General features: G+C 66.9%; 12 protein-coding genes. 4 read left to right on the forward strand and 8 right to left on the reverse strand.

Annotation, left to right across the window (positions count from 1 at the left end):
* Nucleotides 1-18: 18 nt before the first annotated feature.
* The 3 genes from C9I57_RS10100 to C9I57_RS10110 form a co-directional block, all read right to left on the reverse strand.
* Nucleotides 19-1209: an acyl-CoA dehydrogenase gene (locus C9I57_RS10100; protein ID WP_107150475.1), complete on the reverse strand. Its 1191-nt coding sequence runs from the start codon at nucleotides 1207-1209 to the stop codon at nucleotides 19-21.
* A 146-nt stretch (nucleotides 1210-1355) separates the two neighbouring features.
* Nucleotides 1356-2189: an EAL domain-containing protein gene (locus tag C9I57_RS10105; protein WP_107150476.1), complete on the reverse strand. Its 834-nt coding sequence runs from the start codon at nucleotides 2187-2189 to the stop codon at nucleotides 1356-1358.
* Nucleotides 2190-2358: 169 nt separating this feature from the next.
* Complete coding sequence (locus tag C9I57_RS10110; RefSeq protein ID WP_181321785.1) at nucleotides 2359-3189, reverse strand: crotonase/enoyl-CoA hydratase family protein; 831 nt, start codon at nucleotides 3187-3189, stop codon at nucleotides 2359-2361.
* Nucleotides 3190-3354: 165 nt separating this feature from the next.
* Here C9I57_RS10110 and C9I57_RS10115 point away from each other — a divergent pair, with 165 nt between their 5' ends.
* Nucleotides 3355-3879: a plasmid fertility inhibition factor family protein gene (locus C9I57_RS10115; RefSeq protein WP_107150477.1), complete on the forward strand. Its 525-nt coding sequence runs from the start codon at nucleotides 3355-3357 to the stop codon at nucleotides 3877-3879.
* Between the two features lie 14 nt (nucleotides 3880-3893).
* Here C9I57_RS10115 and C9I57_RS10120 read toward each other — a convergent pair whose 3' ends face one another.
* From C9I57_RS10120 to C9I57_RS10135, 4 genes are all read right to left on the reverse strand, one after another.
* Entirely contained in the window at nucleotides 3894-4556 is a 663-nt protein-coding gene (locus C9I57_RS10120; protein ID WP_107150478.1) for a hypothetical protein, read from the reverse strand.
* Nucleotides 4557-4596: 40 nt separating this feature from the next.
* On the reverse strand, nucleotides 4597-5991 hold the full coding sequence (locus C9I57_RS10125; RefSeq protein WP_107150479.1) for a selenium-binding family protein: 1395 nt from the start codon (nucleotides 5989-5991) through the stop codon (nucleotides 4597-4599).
* Nucleotides 5992-6211: 220 nt separating this feature from the next.
* On the reverse strand, nucleotides 6212-8155 hold the full coding sequence (locus C9I57_RS10130) for a glycoside hydrolase family 28 protein (protein WP_440130195.1): 1944 nt from the start codon (nucleotides 8153-8155) through the stop codon (nucleotides 6212-6214).
* Between the two features lie 262 nt (nucleotides 8156-8417).
* The gene (locus tag C9I57_RS10135) at nucleotides 8418-9635 is read right to left on the reverse strand and encodes an MFS transporter (RefSeq protein ID WP_107150622.1); all 1218 of its coding nucleotides are present in this window, start codon (nucleotides 9633-9635) and stop codon (nucleotides 8418-8420) included.
* 241 nt (nucleotides 9636-9876) lie between these two features.
* Between C9I57_RS10135 and C9I57_RS10140 the strand changes: the two genes are divergently transcribed.
* From C9I57_RS10140 to C9I57_RS10150, 3 genes are all read left to right on the forward strand, one after another.
* The gene (locus C9I57_RS10140; RefSeq protein ID WP_107150624.1) at nucleotides 9877-10992 is read left to right on the forward strand and encodes an NADH:flavin oxidoreductase/NADH oxidase; all 1116 of its coding nucleotides are present in this window, start codon (nucleotides 9877-9879) and stop codon (nucleotides 10990-10992) included.
* A gap of 209 nt (nucleotides 10993-11201) precedes the next feature.
* Entirely contained in the window at nucleotides 11202-12632 is a 1431-nt protein-coding gene (locus C9I57_RS10145; protein WP_440130196.1) for a TAXI family TRAP transporter solute-binding subunit, read from the forward strand.
* A gap of 186 nt (nucleotides 12633-12818) precedes the next feature.
* The gene (locus tag C9I57_RS10150; protein WP_107150482.1) at nucleotides 12819-13466 is read left to right on the forward strand and encodes a DsbA family protein; all 648 of its coding nucleotides are present in this window, start codon (nucleotides 12819-12821) and stop codon (nucleotides 13464-13466) included.
* A 70-nt stretch (nucleotides 13467-13536) separates the two neighbouring features.
* On the opposite strand, the gene C9I57_RS10155 is transcribed toward C9I57_RS10150, so the two are convergent.
* Nucleotides 13537-14589: a helix-turn-helix domain-containing protein gene (locus C9I57_RS10155; protein ID WP_258187575.1), complete on the reverse strand. Its 1053-nt coding sequence runs from the start codon at nucleotides 14587-14589 to the stop codon at nucleotides 13537-13539.
* Between the last annotated feature and the right edge of the window lie 157 nt (nucleotides 14590-14746).

Below are 14746 nucleotides of genomic sequence, written 5' to 3' on the forward strand. Positions count from 1 at the left end.
CCCGACGGGCGGCGGGGCTCAGAAGAACGCCTGAATGCCTGTTTGCGCCCGACCGAGAATCAGCGCGTGAATGTCGTGGGTCCCTTCGTAGGTATTGACGACTTCGAGGTTGACGAGATGCCGGGCGACGCCGAATTCATCGGAAATGCCGTTGCCGCCGAGCATGTCGCGGGCGAGACGTGCGATATCGAGTGCCTTGCCGCAGGAGTTGCGCTTCATGATCGACGTGATCTCCGTCGCGGCGGTGCCTTCGTCCTTCATGCGCCCGAGCCGCAGCACGCCTTGCAGGCCGAGCGTGATTTCGGTCTGCATGTCGGCCAGCTTTTTCTGGATCAGCTGGTTCGCGGCGAGCGGGCGGCCGAACTGCTTGCGGTCGAGCACGTATTGACGCGCCGTATGCCAGCATGATTCCGCCGCGCCGAGCGCACCCCAGGCGATTCCGTAGCGCGCCGAATTCAGGCAGGTGAACGGGCCCCTGAGCCCGCTCACGTTCGGCAGCAGGTTCTCTTGCGGAACGAAGACGTCGTCGAGGACGATCTCGCCCGTGATCGAAGCGCGCAGGCCGACCTTGCCGTGGATAGCCGGCGCGCTGAGGCCTTTCCATCCCTTTTCGAGAATGAAGCCGCGAATCGCGTCTTCGCCGTTCTCTTCCAGCTTCGCCCACACGACGAAGACGTCGGCGATGGGCGAGTTCGTGATCCACATCTTCGCGCCCGAAAGCGCATAGCCCCCTTCGACCTTGCGCGCGCGTGTCACCATGCTGCCCGGATCGGAGCCGTGGTTCGGTTCCGTGAGGCCGAAGCAGCCGATCCATTCACCCGTCGCGAGCTTCGGCAGGTACTTGGCCTTTTGGGCGTCGGAGCCGAACTCGAAGATCGGCACCATGACGAGCGACGACTGCACCGACATCATCGATCGATAGCCGGAATCGACTCGCTCGACTTCACGCGCGATCAGGCCATAGCTGACATAGTTCAGGCCCGCTCCGCCATACTCCGCCGGGATCGTCGGACCAAGCAGACCGAGCTCGCCCATCTCCCGGAAAATCGCCGGGTCGGTGCGCTCGTGGCGGAATGCTTCCGTCACGCGCGGCTGCAGTTTGTCGTTGGCATAGGCATGCGCGGCATCGCGCACCATGCGTTCCTCTTCGGTCAACTGCTCGTTAAGGAGCAGCGGATCGTCCCAATGAAACCGGGCGACGTCGGCCATCGTTTCCTCCTGATTCGCGTGCGCGCCTGGCGATGCGACGCTGGCTCGCGCTCGTATGGCCGGGCAATGTCCGAGTGTAGCAGTCGCGGCTCGCCCGGTCGGCGAGCGCTCGAACGAGCGCACCGCTGCGGCGCGCCCGGTGCCGGCTAGTCGACGCGGTCGCGGGGCTTGGCCGGGCCGTGCGGCTCGAACAGCGGTCCTTGCACGAAACGCGCGCCGAATTGCTGCAGCGAGTCGAACTGCGCCTCGGTCGCCACACGGTCGAAGATCAGCGGAATGTGAAGGCGGTTCGCGTAGGCGATGAGCGGCTTGGCCATCGAATCCCTCAGCACGGCGGCGCCGTCGATCTTCAGGAAATCGAGGCGCACCATGTCCGATACCGTCATGATGTGACCGGCGTTCGGCAAGTTGCCCGCCACCTTGAAGCCATGGCGCTGGTAGCTCTTCGCCAGATAGCCGGCGAACGTCCGATGCGCGACGGCCGCGCTCGGCAACTCGATGACGATGCGCGATGGATTGAGGCCGAGCGAAATCAGCACCGACGAAAAATGCTGGCCGTGGTCATACTTCACGCTCTTCAGCAGACGCTCGTGCACGCGCAGGAACAACAGGCCGTGTTGCTGCGCGCCGAAGAAGTTGATCGCGTGCAACGTGCGCGCGAGACGGTCCAGCGCAACGAGTTCCTGGCTGTCCTCGATCGATTCGAACCGATCGAACGGCATGCCGCCCGGTGAGAGCGTGAGCGCCTGGAACCCGAGCTCGTCGCCGAAGCGGTCGGCGCTTTCGGGCGCGGACCATAGCGTCTGGATACCGCTCATGCTGACGTCGAAGATCGGCTGATAGCCGCTTTCGATCCGCATGCCGTGGAAGTTCGCGTGCGCGAGGGCCGATGGAGCGCCCGCATCGCATGCCAGGTGCTCGTGCAGGAAAGGGTGGGCGGCAGCGTGCTCGAGCAGCGAAGGAATCGTCGGCGGGATCATGGAGGGGTCGGATGGCTGCATAGCGGTGATGGTAGCAGCCTGGGCGTTGTCGGCTTCGACCCGATACTTATATCGATATTGGCTGCCGCGCCCTATCCGGGTTTACGTTGGGGGCGCCTTGCCGTCCGCCGGGAGCGCCCCCGCCCGGCTTCGCGGCTTCATCGCCGCTTCACTGAGGCGTCCCGGCACCGGTCGGCGCGCCGTGACGTCCCGCGCCGGCGGCGAAGCGCGCGGCGCCCGCGAGCCCTTCTTCGAGGAGCGCCCGGTAACCGCCCGCGCCTTCGCGGCGCAGCGCTTCGGCGAGGTCGTCGAGCGCGCTCGTTTCCCATGCGGAGCGGCGATCGGCCAGCAGCGCTTGCTGCGGAAACGCGGCAAGCTCCCTCGCCAGCGCTTGCGCCGCCTGGCGCGAGGCGCCGCGCGGCACCACACGGTTGGCGAGGCCGATGGCGAGCGCCTCGTTCGCATCGACGGCGCGCCCCGTCAAGATCAGATCGAGCGCGCGCGACAAGCCGATCAGCCGTGGCAGGCGAATCGTGCCGCCGTCGATGAGCGGCACGCCGAAGCGGCGGCAAAACACGCCGAGGACCGCGTCTTCCTCGACGACGCGCAAATCGCAGAGCGCCGCGAGCTCGAGCCCGCCCGCCACGGCAAAACCGGCGATCGCGGCAATCACGGGTTTCGTCAACATCATCCGCGTCGGGCCCATCGGCCCGGGGCCGCCGCCGTCGGCTCGCACGGCATTGCGGCGCGCTTCGTCATGCATCGCGCTCAGGTCGGCGCCCGCGCAAAAAGTACCGCCCGCGCCGACAAGAACGGCCACGCGCCAGACCGGCTCGCTCTCGAAGCGTTCGAAAGCGGCGGCGAGCGCCGTGGCCGTCGGCCCGTCGACGGCATTGCGGCGATGTCGACGATCGAGCACGATTGTTGCAACAGGGCCGTCAGGCTCGATGCGGACGTGCTCGCCGAACGGTTCGACATTCACGGATTGCTCGGCATTCACGGCAGTCTCCTTGATTTGCCCGGCGCACTCGCTCGTCGTCGAGGACGAGCATGTCACGATCGTGTCATCATGGCTCGGCACGCTGTCGCGCTTCGTTTGCGCCTCGAGCCGGTGGGTCGCCGGACGCGCGGCGCTTGATGCGCGCTCTACGATAAGAAACTCGTCATGACCACGTCTACGTTTCCCTCTGCGGTCGCTCAGGCGTCCGCGGCCGGCTCGGAGCCGGTATGGATCGTTCCCCTGCGCGAACATCGCTACTACGATTACGTCCGTCTGAAACGCGTGTTCGGCGACGAAGACGACACGCGCCATTGCGTCGTTCTCGTCGATGCGGCGAAGCTACTGCAATGCGCCGATCGCGACGATACCGACTACGTGCTGCCGCCCGTCGGCGATTGGCACGCCGGGAAAAAGCGGGGCATCCGCGAGTTCCTCGATCCGGACAGCGAGCGGATACCGGCGATGCCGTACGTCACGATCGTTTCGCGTCGCGCCCCCGGTCTGCTCGGCTGGCTCGGAATCGAGCACGAGGGTGTCGTGACGTTCCGCAATGGTCAGCACCGTGCGCGCTATCTTGCCTATGCGGGCGCCGAGGCCTTTCCGGTCGAAGTCCACGAGCGCGAGGCGGCGCTGCTGAAGGCGATGTGCGGAGCGTCGCCCGAGCAGGCCGGGCTCGGCGATGCGTCCTGAGCCGCCGTCGCGCCTCAGCCGAATCCGACGAGCCATGCACCGGCCGCGACGAGTGCGCCGGACCAGAGCCAGTCGAAATTGATCCAGCCGCGCCGGAGGATGCCGAGCCCGACGTATTCATAGGCTGCGTACGCGATGGCCGCGCTCGTTGCCGACGCAACGGCCGTATGGACCAGCGTCACCGCGAGCAGCGGTCCCATCGCGCCGAGCGGACCGACCGTTCCGGCCAGCGCGGCCGATCCACCCGCGATGCAAAGCGGCATCAGCGCCGGAATCAGCATGAGGCCGGCGCCGTGCAGCGTCGCGGTCGCCGCGGACCAAAGCGCAAGGCCGGCGAAGCCCGCCGTCATGCCGATCGGCACGCGATGGCGATGGCCATAAACGTAGTGATAGACGCCCCAGGCGATCAGCAGCGCGCCGAGCGCCATCGAGAGGTGGGCCACCTTCGATAGCGTTTCGAACGCGAGCGCGGACGAAGTCACGACGAAGACCGATGACGCGTGCCCGAGCGCGAGCGGCGGCAGGGCGGCGAAGAGCGCCGCGCGGCTGCCGCGTTGGAGGCCAAGCGCGGTCGCGAAAAGCCAACCCATCGCCGGATTGACGCCATGAAAAATGCCGCTGCCGATCACGGCGCCCCAGCTCGTCGCGACGGGTGCGATTTCGGGCGGCAGGCTCATGGCATGACTCGCTGCGCGCGATGCCGGATTCGCCGGCGCTTCACGGATAGCAATAGGAATCGGACGACGCGTCGCCGCCTTCCAGGCGGATCTGATGCGGACGATGCGTGCGGGGCCAGGCAAGATAGAAATCGGCGTCGAATTCCAGCCCGCCGCCGGGCGCCGCATCGAGCTTCACCATCCATCCTTCGATGCCGTCGGGATAAAACTGCTCGTCGATCGCGCCGTAGAGCGAATTCGTGAAGTAGACGCGATGACCGTCGCGGCTGACTTCCACCATCTGCGGACCGCCGTTGAGCGGCCGGCCGTCGGCGCGCGGATGCGTCGCGCGCGCGGCGATGCCGCCGATGCGCACACTGCCGACGAGCTCCGGCCGCTGCGGGTCCGAGACGTCGTAGCGGCGCATGTCCCCCGTGCCCCAGCACGCGACGTAAAGATAGCGATCGTCGAGCGAGAGGGCGATATCGGTGATGAGCGGCGGCACCGCGCCGAAGCCCTTCAACATCGGCGGCAAGAGCGCGGGATCAGCGGGCTCGGCCGGGATCTCGATGATCTTGCGCGCGGCCCACTTGCCGCCGTCGCGGTACCAGGTCCAGATCGACGCCGACAAATCCTTGAGACTGATGACGGAGTTGACGAAGCCATACGCCCTGGTCGGATCGTGCGCGGGCCGCAGCTCGAAGACGAGCTGGTTTTCCTCGCCGAAGTCGAGCACTTGCCGGTGCTTGCGCGTGTTCAAATCCCAGAAATGGAGCCGGTGCCCGTACTTGCCGCCGAGCAGCACTTCGGGCACGAGACCATTCTCGAACGTCGCGGGCAGCCCCCATTCGCTCGAGACGAGCGTATCGAAGCCGAGGTGCCACCAGGCGTCGTACGCGAGCTCCTGCGGTCCGCGCTCGATTTCCCAGCGGCCGCGAACGTCGAAGCTTTCATGATCCATCAGGAACACGCCGCCGGGCGCTTCCCCCTCGGCGTTCGCGAGGGCCGTGACATAGATGCCCTGCGGTCCGCAGTGGACGGTGTGCGGGCGGGTGTAGCCGCTCTTTCTGGCAAGCTCCGCCGGCTCGATGACCCGGACGATGGCGGGGTTGCGCGGGTCCGGCTTCGTATCGAGGATATGAATGCGCGATGAGCGCAGGCCCGGCACGACGAGATAGCGGCGCTCGGTATGCGGGTGCGGGGCGTTCGGGCAAAGGCAGGAGCTGCACGCATTCCAGCCGAAATGGTGAAGCTCGTCGCCGACATTCGGCATCGGCACACGGCTGACGATGCTGCCGTAATACTGGGAGCCGGGATCGACGTCGACCACGGCCAGCTCGTCGGGCTGCTTGCGCGTCGGGTCGAAGCTGGCGACGTAGGCGATCTTTTCCTTGGGCGCATCCGCGGCGAGGCGAGCGGACGGATAGAACGTGGGATCGGGTGTCCAGGACGACATGAGTCTCTTCCTTGAGAAGCCGTCTGAGGCGTTAATCGTAGGACCCTCGGCGGGCGTAACGCAAGGAAGAGAAAGGAATTAGGTCATAACGTCTAGCGGTTATGCATACCTATGCGTGAACGATGCATGGAACGATGCATGAGCGACGCATGCGTCGTGCATCGGGTACGGTCGCCGCGCTCGATGCATAGCGCGGCGACCGTCGGCACTTGGACGATTCTCAGCGAAGATCGGTGATCGTCGTGTTGTACGTCGTGCCGGCGATGACGGTATTCGATAGCGTCATCGCGTTGACGTTGAACGCATAGATCGGTCCGGGCGAGGTCGAGGTCGGCGTGCCCGAAGCGACAGGCGTACCGAAATCGCAATCGCTGATCGTGACGCCCGAGATCGGCTGGACCGTGGGTGTCGGCGGCGCGCCGTTGTAGTCGAACGCCACCGGACCCTGCGCGACGATCGCCTGAAAACACGATGCCGTCACGCCGTTCAGCGTCACATTGCTCGCCTTGAGGTCCGTGATCGTGACGTTTTGCACGACGGGCGGGCGCGTGCGCACGGCGTCGTTCGCGGGCTGATAGTCGCAATCGAACGTGACGATGCCGCCTTGGGAGGCCGACGGGTTGCCGGCCGCCGCCGTCAGCACGCCGAGCGGCACGGTCGAGTTGATCGGGCTGCCGGCAAGCATCGCGCTGCCATAGCCGCCGCCTTTCAGATTGACACCGTTCGGCAGCGTGACGCCCTTCACGTGGAAATCCTTCACGTAGCCGCCGCGGTTCATGTTCGTTTTCACGCGGATCGCGATGTTGAGCGGATTCGTCTGCCAGTTCTGGTTCAGCATCTGAAGGTTCGTCGCATAGATCTGCTCCACGCCGCCGCCCATTTCGCTGCCGAGCGTGATGCCGCCGTGGCCGCTGTTCATCGTGCAGTTGCGGATCAGGTGGCGCCGCGCCGGGCCGTACTCCGCGTCGCGATCCTTGCCCGACTTGATGGCGATGCAATCGTCGCCCGTATTGAACGTGCAGTCCTCGACGAGGACGTTCGTACATGCGTCGGGATCGAAGCCGTCGTTGTTCGGCCCGATGCTGTTCGTCGTCACGCCGCGGAACACGACGTTCTTGCTCGCCGTCGGATGGTGTTGCCAGAAAGGCGTGTTCTGCGTCTGGTAGCCGGCCATCAGCACGTTCTGGCAATTGATGAACTCGACCATGCAGGGGCGCAGATAGTGGCCGAGGCCGAAGATGCGCCGCTCGACGGGCACGCCTGCCTCGGAAAGCGCCGGCAGGTAGTTCTGGTCTTGCTGCCACGGCGTCGTCGGCGAAGTCAGCAATGCGTAGAGGGCGTCCGAGATGCCGGGCGCGACGAGGCGCAAATCGACGTTGTTCGGGTTCGCAAAGGCCTGGCTCGGCACCGACGCGCTGGCCCCGTATGCGCCCGACGATCCCTTGTAGGTCCACCAGCAAACGCTGTTGTTGCCGCTGCCCGCAAACGGTGTCATGGCCTGGCCGTTCAGGATCGATGTCGGCCCTTCGCCCGTCAGCGCAATGTTGATCGCGTCGCGCGCGTAGACGGGCGAGCCGAAGTTGAGGCAGTCGTTCGCCTGCCATCGGCTGTAGTAGAGATTGCCGTTGGCGCCGCACGGAACGGGGCCGTCCTTCGCGTAGTCCGCCGGATCGGGGCTGAAATAGATCGTGCAGTTGGCGCTCAGGTGGAACCGGACGTTGCTTTGCAGGACGATCGGCCCCGCGCAGTACCAGGTGCCGGCCGGCACGACGACGCGGCCGCCGCCTTCGCGGTGGCAGGCATCGATGGCGGCAAGAAACGCGGGCCGCGAATCGAAGGAGTTCGGTGCGTTCGTCAGCTCGGAGCCCGGGCTGACGGGCGATTTCGCCGTATTGGTGTAAGGCGACGTCGCCGCGACTGTCGTGCAGGGGCGGGCGCCATACGCGGTGACGTCGTAGTCGCGCCCATGGAATAGTGAGTGCGCGACGTGAGCGACGGAAGCGGCGATCTGGGCCGCGGCGCCGCGTTCGCCCCAAATGAGGTCCATCGCGCGCGCCGCCGCGGGGCTCGAGGCGGCGAATGCCCGCGTCGCGCCGATCGGACCGGTGAGCATGGCGCCGCCCACGAGCGTGCCCGTCATGCCGATGAACTGGCGGCGCGTCATGGCGCCGGACTGGAAGGAAGGGGCGGCCGAACGACGGCTGCCGGTTTTCTTGGCCATTTGATGCTCCTCCGATGGTCGGCGAAGCAAGGGGATCTCCTCGATTCGCCGTGGGTTCTTATGCGTCGTCGTACCACTGCGCAAAGAGTCTAGCGTGTGGCCCATCGGTGGAAATTAGGCGTTTACCCGTGTGCGGCCGGCATCTCGATCTTTTCTTATAAGACGTCGTATGACAGAGGGATGCCCGGCCGGCCGAACAGGAACATCAAAGAGCCGCGGCTGCCGAGTCCTCGCGCGAGGCACGCAGGTAGAGGCTCGTCGAGAGCACCGCCGCCGCGGCCGCGGCCAGCGCCGCGACGAAGAAGACCGACGCGTAGCCGAACTCGCCGGCAACGTAGCCTGCGAGCGGGCCCATCACCCCGAGCGAAAGATCGAAGAACACGGAGTAGGCCGCGAGCGCCGCGCCGCGGCTCGCCGCGGGCACGAGGTCAACGGCTTCGACGCCGAGCGAGGGGAACACGAGCGCGAAGCCGAATCCGGTGAGTCCGGCGCCCACGAGCGCCGCATGAGGCGCCGGCGCGAGCCAGAGCAGCACGAGACCCACGCACTCGACCGCAAGCGATGCGACCGCCACGCGAAAGCCGCCATACGTTTTGATCGAATTGGCGAAGAGCAGCCGCGCGCCGATGAAGAGCGTCCCGAAGAGCGTCAGCGCGAGCGCCGCGTGTGGCCAGCCGCGCGCCGCAAAGTAGAGGGCGATGAAGGTGGCGATGACGCCGAAGCCTGCCGCACCGAGCGCGAGCCCGATGCCGTGCGGCAAGACGCGCACGAAGACGCTCGCGTAGCTCATTCGCTCTCCATGCACGAGCGGCACCCGTGCGACCTTGCGCGCGAGCGCGTAGCCGATGCCCGCGAGCGCGATGGTCACGGTGCCGAGCGTCCATGGCCCGAATGCATGGGCGAGCGTCGCGCCGGCCGGCGCGCCGATCGCAACCCCGGCATAGGTGGCAATGCCGTTCCACGAGATCACGCGCGCGTTGTGCTCGTGACCGACGCGTCCGATGCCCCAGAGAATCGCGCCGGTGCCGACGAAGCTCTCGCCGAAGCCGAGCACGAGGCGCGAGAGCGCAAGAATCGCGAGGCTCACGTGCGGCCATCGCGCCAATGCGATCGAGGCGAGCAGCAGCACGCCGCTCGCCCCGCAGGCCGCGAGGCCCGTCAGTACGGTCCGCTTCGCACCGCGCGTATCGGCGCTGCGGCCCGCTTGCGCGCGCGAGAGGAGCGTCGCGGCGTACTGCAGGCTGATCGCCGCCCCCGCGAGGACCGAACCGAACCCGAGCTCGCCGTTGACGAAGCCGGGCAGCACCGGCATCGGAATGCCGATGATCAGGTAGCAGACGAACGTCGAGAAGACGACGGCAACAATGCGGCCGGTCGTGCCGGCGCCGGAAGGGGCAGAAGCAGGGGCGGAGGGGGCGGACATCGCGTGTAGGAAATAGCGCGGCGCCCGGGGGCGCGGCAAAGGCGGCATTTTCTCATGGAACCGGTTTTGCTGCGTTGCGACAAGCGCAAATCAGATTTTCGCCGTTCGGACACGGCAAGGGCGCGCGATGGACGGCGAATGCGGACGTCGATTCGGCAGCCTCCGGCTGCGCGACGTACGGGCAAGCCTTCTACAGATGCGCTATGGTGACGGCTCACTCGTCTTGCCAGGAACCTTCGCAATGAGCCGCCTTTTCGAGTCGCTGGCGATCGGCCAGCTCGAGCTGTCGAATCGCATCGTCATCGCCCCGATGTGCCAATACTCCGCCGAGGCCGGCTCGGCGAGCGACTGGCACATGATTCATCTCGGGCACCTCGCGCTCTCCGGTGCGGGACTTCTCATCATCGAGGCGACCGCCGTATCGCCCGAAGGCAGAATTACGCCGTCCGACCTCGGTCTCTATTCGGACGACAACGAAGCCGCGCTCGCTCGCGTGTTGAAGGCTGTGCGCGAGCATTCGCCGATCAAAGTCGCCATCCAGCTCGCGCACGCAGGCCGCAAGGCATCGAGCCGGGCCCCGTGGGAGGGCGGCGCGCAGATTCCGTCGCTAGCGCCCGACGGCTGGAAGACCGTGGCGCCTTCGCCCGTGCCGCATGCGAAGGAAGAAGAGCCGCCGATCGCGCTCGATCGAGCCGGACTCGACAAGGTGCGCGACGATTTCGTCGCCGCGGCGGCGCGCGCGGCCCGCGTCGGAATCGACGGCATCGAGATCCACGCCGCGCATGGCTATCTGCTGCACCAATTTCTGTCGCCGATCGCCAATCACCGCACCGACGAGTACGGCGGCAGACTCGAGAACCGCATGCGTTTCCCGATCGAAGTGTTCGAAGCGGTGCGCGCCGCCTTTCCCGCCGACAAGCCCGTCTGGGCGCGCATCTCCGCGACGGACTGGGTGCCGGGCGGCTGGGACATCGATGGGACGGTCGCGTTATCGAACGCGTTGAAGGCGCGCGGCTGCGCGGCGATCCATGTGACGACGGGCGGCGTATCGCCCGAGCAGGCCATCAAGCTGGGCCCTGGCTATCAGGTCCCGTACGCGCAGCGCGTCAAGGCCGAAGTGGGGTTGCCGACGATCGCCGTCGGCCTCATCACGGAGCCCGAGCAGGCCGAGGCGATCATCGCGAACCATGAGGCCGATGCCGTGTCGCTCGCGCGCGCGATGCTCTACGATCCGCGCTGGCCCTGGCATGCCGCGGCCAAGCTCGGCGCGCGGGTGCATGCGCCGAAGCAATACTGGCGTTCGCAGCCGCGCGAGTTCAAGGAACTGTTCGCCGGGGCCAGTTACGGTCAGCGCTAGAATCGCAGACCGACACGATCATCCGACGACGCCCGATGAAGCGACCGACACGCGAACTTCCACGACGTACTCCGCGCCTCGTTGCCCGTTTCGTCGCGATCTCCTGGCGCGACCTCGCAGTCTCGTTCGGGCCGATCCTCGCCATCTCGGCGGCCGCCATCTGGATTGCGATTCGTCTTATTCAGCCCGCGCCGCCGAGCACACTGACGATGACCTCGGGGCCGCCGGGCAGCTCGTTCTGGAACGCCGCGCAACGCTATAAGCAGATCCTCGCGCGCAACGGGATCACGCTCGTCGTGCTGCCTTCCGAAGGCTCGTTGCAGAATCTGCGGCGGCTCGCCGATCGCTCGAGTCCTGTCGATGTCGGCTTCGTCCAAAGCGGGCTGCTCTCCGCGGTTTCGGCGAGCGGGGCGTCGGCGGGCCAGGCCGCGTCGAGCACGGCGGCTTCCGGGGCGACGGCGGCGGCGCCGGGCGGAGGCTCGACGGCTTCGGACGCGGCAACCCCGTCGTCGGCTGCAGGTGCATCATCGTCCGCGGCCACCGCGGCATCGTCATCGGGTGAAGCTCCATCGGCGCCGGCGCTGGCCGCGTCGGCCCAGCCTGCGGTACCGGCGACGCCGGTTGCCGCGTCCGGTCCGCCCGCGCCGCCCGAGGGACTCGTTTCGCTCGGCAGCGTTGCTTACGTGCCGCTAGTCGTTTTCTACAACGGTCCGCGCCGCATCTTCCTCTCGGAGTTTGCCGGCAAGCGGCTGGCGATCGGCCCCGAGGGGAGTGGCGCTCGCGCGCTCGCGCTCGTGCTTCTGAAGGCGAACGGCATTACGCCCGGCGGGACGACGACGCTGTTGCCCATGACGGGCGAGGAAGCGGCGCGCGCACTGACGGCCGGCACCATCGACGCGGCCTTCTTCGCGGGCGATTCGGTGCAGCTTCCCGTCATGGCGCGGCTCACGCGCACGCCGCATATCCGCTTCTTTTCATTCGTGCAGGCCGAAGCCTACGCGCGCCGCTTCCCCTATCTGACCAACATCGCCTTGCCGATGGGCGCATTCGATCTCGGCAAGAACCTGCCGCCCGCGACCGTGCATACGCTCTCGCCGACGGTGGACTTGATCGCGCGAGACTCGCTGCATCCGGCGCTCTCGGATCTGCTCGTCGAGGCGGCACGCGAGGTGAACGGCGGTGCCACGCTGTTGCAGCGGGCCGGCGAATTCCCCGCGCCGCTCGTTCACGATTTTCCGCTCTCCGACGACGCGGCGCGTTACTACAAATCGGGCAAGAGCTTCCTTTACCGCGTACTGCCGTTCTGGCTCGCGAGCCTCGCCGATCGTCTCATCGTGCTGGTGGTGCCGATCGTCGTCGTCCTGATTCCCGGCCTGAGGCTCGTGCCTTCGCTCTACGCGTGGCGAGTCAAGTCGCGGCTCTATCGCTGGTACGGCGCGCTGATCGCGCTGGAGCGGGCGGCATTCAACGAGACGACGGAAAGCGAGCGCGCCGAGCTCGTCGAAAGGCTCGACCGGATCGAGGAGTCCGTCAACAGGCTCAAGATACCGCTCGCGTACGCCGATCAGTTCTATGTTCTGCGCGAGCATATCGGCTTCGTGCGCGCGCGCCTCGCGAAAAGGACCACGAGCGCGGCCTAGTGCCCTGTCCTGAACATGGCGGTGCAAGCCTCGAACGCACGCCGCCCCCTACGGCTACGGTTCTGTAACGAACGCAAGCGAGGGCGACGCCTAGGTCCGCGCCGTGGCGCCGACGCGTAAGATGGTGGCGACGGCGAGCCGCGGCACCGGCGCGGCGCCGTCGCGACGGGCATCAGGAGAGCCACAATGAGCCAAACCATCGATGCGGCCGCGCCGCTATGGTTCTACGATTTCGTCTCGCCGTTTTCGTACCTGCTGCTCGAGCAACACGACAAGTGGCCCAGCATGCCGTTCGGGCTCGTGCCCGTGTCGCTTTACACGCTCTACCGGCACTGGGGGCAACGCCCGGCAAACGAGGTTGCGCCGAAGCGCGTGTTCGTCTACCGGCACGCGCTCTTTCGCGCCGAGCAGCTCGGCATACCGTTCAAGATGCCGCCCGTGCATCCGTTCGATTCGACAAAGCCGCTCTTGTTGGCCGCCGCGCTCGAGGCCGATGTCCCGACCGTCTGCGCGATCTTCCGCTTCATCTGGCGCGATGGGCGCGATCCGTCGACGCCCGACGGTTTCGCCGATCTATGCAGGCAGTTGGGGGTGCCGCACGGCGAGCGGCTGATCGAGCAGGAGGATACGAAGGCCCGCCTGCGGCGCAATTTCGAGGACGCGGTCGCGCTCGGCGTCTTCGGCGTGCCGATGTTTCGCCTCAATGGGCAGATCTTTTGGGGCGAGGACGCCTTGCCGATGGTGCTCTATTGCGCGCGTTCGCCGAGCTGGCTCGAATCGCCGGAAGTCCGGCGCGTCAGCGCGCTGCCGAGCGGGCTCGAGTCGCAGTCGTGACGGCCTGATTCACGGTGAGCGAGCAGGTGAGCGTGTGAGTGTGTGAGCGGGGCAGGTGTTTGCGGTCGGTTCAGCGCTGATTCGCGCGCCGTCGCTCGGCAATGCGATATTCGGTCGGCGAGATGGACAGGCGCTTGCGGAAGATCTTCGCGAGACCGTCGCCGCTGCTGACGCCGCAGCGGCGCGCGATCTTGTCGACGGGCAGATCGGTCGCGACGAGCAGCAGGCAGCTCGCATCGAGCCGCGCCCTGAGCAGATATTCGGATGGCGTGAGCCCCATTTGCGACTTGAAGCGGCGCAAAAAGCTGCGCTCGCTCATCGCGGCGACCTGCGCCGCCTTCGCGACCGAAATCGGCCGCCCGTAGTTCTCCCGCATCCAGCGCGCGGCTGCGTTGATCTTCTCGCGCGCGCCGCCTTCGTCGAGTTCGCCGAGCACAGCGCCAAGCCGCCGCCAGGCGCCCGGCATCGAGCGCTCGGAGATTTCGCGCGCGGCATTGGCGCCGCGGTCGCGCTTGACGATCGACAGCGCCGCCGCGATCGGCCCGAGCGGATCGTCGAGCGCGACGGCCTGCTCGACGAGCGGTGCGGTGCGCGCAGCCACGCCGAGCGCGATCGGCACGTTCGGTTGAGCGCCCGCCTCGGTGCCTTGCGTCGCGTTGGCGGCCGCGAGGATGCCGAAGCCTTCGCCGATCGGCTTGACGACGCGCGTATGCTGAAGCGCTTCGCGCAGATGGTGCATGAACGACTCGTCTTCCTTCGCGCGGGCGGCACCGGGACCGCCGGCGATGAACAGGACATCGAATCCGCCCGACGCATAAGTTTCGAGCCGCTCGGACCACACGCGCATCGCGCCGCTGCTCGCGACGCTGCCGCCCGCGTCCGATACGACGATGAGCTCGTACGGCTCATGCGGCTCGGTGGATTCGAAATGTTCGGGCGATTCCGGCAATGGCGGCGGCTCGGGAGGCGACGAATGAGCAGTGGCCGTCGGCGCGTCCGATTCCTTCAGCGCCGTCTCGCGCTCGAGCTCGATCTCGTCGGCGAGCCGGAAGACCTCCGCAACCGAGCTCACTTCGACGAGAGAGAACGCGTCGAAGATCAGGATAGCGATCCGTTTGGCCATGTGAGCAAAGTCGCGCGAAGGGAGCGTTCGGTGAACGGGCGTCGCTTCGTGGCATTCGCCTCGCAGCGTGGTTCGTGATGCATCGGCGCCTCGGCGCGCGAGGCGAGGCCATTCGCCCGAGCAGGGTAGCGAAGGCACGAGCCGGCCGTCGCATCAT

It is taken from the genome of Trinickia symbiotica, assembly GCF_003028655.1.
Taxonomy (GTDB): Bacteria; Pseudomonadota; Gammaproteobacteria; order Burkholderiales; family Burkholderiaceae; genus Trinickia; species Trinickia symbiotica_A.

Excerpts from the sequence above, each read along its gene's own strand:
- C9I57_RS10135 (WP_107150622.1), bottom strand. The coding sequence starts at position 9,635 with ATGTCCGCCCCCTCCGCCCCTGCTTCTGCCCCTTCCGGCGCCGGCACG.
- C9I57_RS10125 (WP_107150479.1), bottom strand. The coding sequence starts at position 5,991 with ATGTCGTCCTGGACACCCGATCCCACGTTCTATCCGTCCGCTCGCCTC.
- C9I57_RS10105 (WP_107150476.1), bottom strand. The coding sequence starts at position 2,189 with ATGATCCCGCCGACGATTCCTTCGCTGCTCGAGCACGCTGCCGCCCAC.
- C9I57_RS10150 (WP_107150482.1), top strand. The coding sequence starts at position 12,819 with ATGAGCCAAACCATCGATGCGGCCGCGCCGCTATGGTTCTACGATTTC.
- C9I57_RS10100 (WP_107150475.1), bottom strand. The coding sequence starts at position 1,209 with ATGGCCGACGTCGCCCGGTTTCATTGGGACGATCCGCTGCTCCTTAAC.
- C9I57_RS10155 (WP_258187575.1), bottom strand. The coding sequence starts at position 14,589 with ATGGCCAAACGGATCGCTATCCTGATCTTCGACGCGTTCTCTCTCGTC.
- C9I57_RS10145 (WP_440130196.1), top strand. The coding sequence starts at position 11,202 with ATGACCTCGGGGCCGCCGGGCAGCTCGTTCTGGAACGCCGCGCAACGC.
- C9I57_RS10115 (WP_107150477.1), top strand. The coding sequence starts at position 3,355 with ATGACCACGTCTACGTTTCCCTCTGCGGTCGCTCAGGCGTCCGCGGCC.
- C9I57_RS10120 (WP_107150478.1), bottom strand. The coding sequence starts at position 4,556 with ATGAGCCTGCCGCCCGAAATCGCACCCGTCGCGACGAGCTGGGGCGCC.
- C9I57_RS10140 (WP_107150624.1), top strand. The coding sequence starts at position 9,877 with ATGAGCCGCCTTTTCGAGTCGCTGGCGATCGGCCAGCTCGAGCTGTCG.
- C9I57_RS10130 (WP_440130195.1), bottom strand. The coding sequence starts at position 8,155 with ATGACGCGCCGCCAGTTCATCGGCATGACGGGCACGCTCGTGGGCGGC.